Origin of the sequence: Microbacterium sp. Leaf351, from assembly GCF_001423825.1 — a bacterium.
GTDB classification, from domain to species: Bacteria; Actinomycetota; Actinomycetes; order Actinomycetales; family Microbacteriaceae; genus Microbacterium; species Microbacterium ginsengisoli.
On sequence record NZ_LMPK01000012.1, the window covers coordinates 37,279 to 40,485 of the forward strand.

Consider the following 3,207-nt stretch of genomic DNA (forward strand, 5'->3'; position numbering starts at 1 on the left):
GTGCAAGTTCGTTTGCGAGATCAGCAAGGAGCGTCGATGGATGCCGCGATCGCCCAGATCGGCCCGCGGGTGCGCGCCGCACGGCACGCGCGCGACTGGACGCTCGACGACCTCGCCCGCCGCGCGGGGCTGTCGGTCAGCACTCTCTCGCGCCTCGAATCCGGCAAGCGCGGGGCGAGTCTCGAGCTGCTGCTGCCGGTGACGCGGGCCCTCGGCATCCGCATCGACGACCTGCTGCCGCCGCACGATCGGGATCCGCGGGTGCGGCGACCCGTGATCCGCCGCGACGGTCTGATCATCGCGCCGCTCACGCACGAGAGCGCGCCGGTGCAGACCCTGCGCATCACGTACCCGGCCGACAGGCCCCTGCCCGACCCTCGCGTGCACGACGGGTTCGAGTGGCTCTATGTGCTCTCGGGGCGGCTGCGGCTGCGGCTCGGCGACCAGGATCTCGAGCTCGCTCCGGGCGAGGCGGCCGAGTTCGACACCCGCACCCCGCACGCGATGGGTGCGGCAGGCGGCGCGCCCGCTGAGGTGCTGAGCATCTTCAACGGCGACGGCGAGCGCATGCACACCCGCGTGCGCACCTCCGGCTGAGCCGGTCAGGCGCCGCCGAAGCGCTCGGTGCGCACCCTCAGCGGCGGGTGGCCGAGATCGACGAGCATGCCGGCCACGGCCTCGACGAACGGGGTCGGACCGCACACGAACACGAGCGGCCGGACGGACGGCGAGAGGGTGGATGCGGCCAGCCCCGCGGCATCCACCCGACCGACCCGACCCGCCCAGGACTCGGGACCCGAGCGGGTGTAGATCCAGTCGACGTCGATGCCCCGGGCGGCGAGCGCCGCGATCTCGTCGCGGTAGAGCGCGTCGGCGGGCGACCGCACCGAGGTGAGCAGACGCATCGGCGCGGCCGACGACGACGCGGCGCGGGCGCGCGCCATCGACAGCAGGGGCACCACACCCGATCCCCCGGCGATGAGCTGCACCGGTGAGGGGTCGGTGTCGTGCCAGACGAAGTAGCCGCCGAGCGGACCCTTCACCTCGACGGTGTCACCCGGGCGGGCGTCGCGCACGAAGTAGGGCGAGACCTCTCCGTCCGGGATCTCGTCGATCGCGAGCTCGATCGTGGTCGACGAGCCGCTGTCCGCGAGCGAGTACGAGCGCTCGGCCCGATAGCCGTCCTCGGCCGTAAGCCGCACGTCGAGATGCTGACCCGGCAGGCTCCCCGCCCACCCCGGCACGTCGAGGGTGAGCACCACCGCGTGCGAGGCGGTCGGCCGCACCGACGTGATCGTGGCGGGCAACCAGTCCGAGGTCACGCGTAGCGCTCTTCACGCCACGGATCGCCGTGACGGTGGTAGCCGTTCTGCTCCCAGAAGCCCGGGGCATCCTTCTTCTGCATCACGAGCCCGCGCACCCACTTGGCGCTCTTCCAGAAGTAGAGGTGCGGCACCAGCAGTCGCGCCGGGCCGCCGTGCACCGGTTCGAGGGCACGACCGTCGAACTCATGCGCGATCCAGGCCTGTCCGCCGAGAAGGTCGGCCATCGGCACGTTCGTCGTGTACCCGCCGTAGCAGTGCACCATGGCGTACGCGAAGTCGCTGTCGACGGCGGCCATGATCGTGTCGAGCGACACACCGCGCCAGCTGGTGCCGAGCTTCGACCAGCGAGTGACGCAGTGGATGTCGGTGTGCACCTCCTCCTGCGGCAGCGCGAGGAGGTCGCTCCAGGTCCAGGTGGTCGTGAAGCCCTTCTCGGTGCGCACACTGAAGCGCCACTCATCGGGGTCGACGCGGGGCGTGGGCCCGGCCGAGAGCACCGGGAAGTCGTCGGTGAGGTACTGGCCGGGCGGCACCGCCGGATCGGGGGCGCGGCGGCGGCCGGTGAAACCTCGGGTGATGTTCGCCATGACGGCCCTCCGTCGGGGGTGCGGAGCTCGGTGAGCTCTATCCTCCCAGAGCGGGGGATGCCGCGGGCTCGACGCGCGCATCGGGGCGACGCAGCCGCAGCACGGCGGCGAGCGCGGCGAACACGGCGACCCCGACGCCGTAGCCGTAGGTGACGGCGCTGAGTCCGAGCACCTGCACCAGGAACCCTGCCGCGACGACGGGGAGCGCCATCGCGAGATAGGACACCATGAAGATCACGGCGAACACGTCGGCGCGTGCGGTCGCGGGGATGTGCGGCGCGAGCGAGCGGATGACCCCGAAGAACGCGGTGCCGAAGCCCGAGCCGGCGACGGCGACCGCGACGAAGTAGCCGACCAGCGATGAGGTCGAGAGGGCCACGAGGGTGAGCAGGGTTCCGACGGCGAGCGCCGACGTGCCGTAGATCGTGACGACCCGCGCGCTGCGGCGCCGGATGAGGAAGGCGGAGAGCGCGCCGGAGCCGGCCAGCAGCGAGACGGCGAATCCCTGCCACAGGTGAGCCGAGACCCCGAGCTCTGCGTGCACGATGCTGGGGCCGAGGGAGAGGAACAGGCCGCCCGTGGCCCAGCCCGCGAAGATCGCCGGAACGCTGTTGAGGAAGAGTGCACGCATCGAGCGGGGCACGCCGATGCGGATGCGGAACGACGCGAGCACTCCCGGCAGGCGCGGGGCGGTCTCGGGGGCGAGCCAGACGAGGGCGGCGAGCACGAGGTAGAGCGCCGTGAGCGGCGCGAACATCGCGGTGAAGGCGTCGGGTGTGACATCCAGCAGGATGCCGGGGATGACCGCGCCGACCGCGAGTCCCGCCATCGGCGCGACGGCGTTCCACACGGCGGCCGACCCCGAGCGCGACGCCGGTTCGAGGTCGATGACCGCGGCCGAGAGCGCGGAGAGGAGGAGTCCGCTCGCGATCCCCTGCACGATGCGCGCCGCGATGAGGAGCGCGATCGAGTGCGCGTTCCAGAAGAGGAAGACGCTGGCGGCGAGGAGCACCAGGCCCGCACTGATCGCGGGGCGGCGGCCGACGTAGTCCGAGATCGATCCGGCGAGCAGCAGGGTCGCGAGGAGGGCGAGGGCGTAGACCGCGAACACGACCGTGGTCGTGGCGGCGTCGAATCCGATGCGCACGGCGAGCACCGAGTAGAAGGGCGAGGGTGCGCTGGCGCCCGCCATCATCGCGGTCACGCTCAGGATCGCGAGCGCGAAGCCGTAGGTGAACCGGCGGCTCGCCCGAGCGATCGGCGTCGGGGATGTCGACATCCTTGCTCCTTCAGGG

Annotated in this window: 4 protein-coding genes; 1 reads left to right on the forward strand and 3 read right to left on the reverse strand. The window is 71.9% G+C overall.

The annotated features are described in order from the left end of the window. Positions 1–36: 36 nt before the first annotated feature. Positions 37–597 (forward strand): helix-turn-helix domain-containing protein, encoded by a 561-nt coding sequence (locus tag ASG00_RS05090; RefSeq protein ID WP_056207369.1) that lies wholly within the window; start codon positions 37–39, stop codon positions 595–597. Between the two features lie 5 nt (positions 598–602). Here the strand turns inward: ASG00_RS05090 and ASG00_RS05095 are convergent, their stop codons facing one another. The 3 genes from ASG00_RS05095 to ASG00_RS05105 are packed head-to-tail and all read right to left on the reverse strand — an operon-like array spanning position 603 to position 3,191. Further along, positions 603–1,322, reverse strand: a complete 720-nt coding sequence (locus ASG00_RS05095; RefSeq protein ID WP_056207371.1) for an FAD-binding oxidoreductase — start codon at positions 1,320–1,322, stop codon at positions 603–605. Beyond that, on the reverse strand, positions 1,319–1,912 hold the full coding sequence (locus ASG00_RS05100; RefSeq protein ID WP_056207372.1) for a sulfite oxidase-like oxidoreductase: 594 nt from the start codon (positions 1,910–1,912) through the stop codon (positions 1,319–1,321). Before ASG00_RS05100 ends, ASG00_RS05095 begins: the two co-directional genes overlap by 4 nt. Before the next feature lie 37 nt (positions 1,913–1,949). Further along, positions 1,950–3,191: an MFS transporter gene (locus tag ASG00_RS05105; RefSeq protein WP_056207374.1), complete on the reverse strand. Its 1,242-nt coding sequence runs from the start codon at positions 3,189–3,191 to the stop codon at positions 1,950–1,952. Between the last annotated feature and the right edge of the window lie 16 nt (positions 3,192–3,207).

Coding starts and splice junctions, on each gene's coding strand:
- ASG00_RS05105 (WP_056207374.1), bottom strand. CDS start 3,191: ATGTCGACATCCCCGACGCCGATCGCTCGGGCGAGCCGCCGGTTCACC.
- ASG00_RS05100 (WP_056207372.1), bottom strand. CDS start 1,912: ATGGCGAACATCACCCGAGGTTTCACCGGCCGCCGCCGCGCCCCCGAT.
- ASG00_RS05090 (WP_056207369.1), top strand. CDS start 37: ATGGATGCCGCGATCGCCCAGATCGGCCCGCGGGTGCGCGCCGCACGG.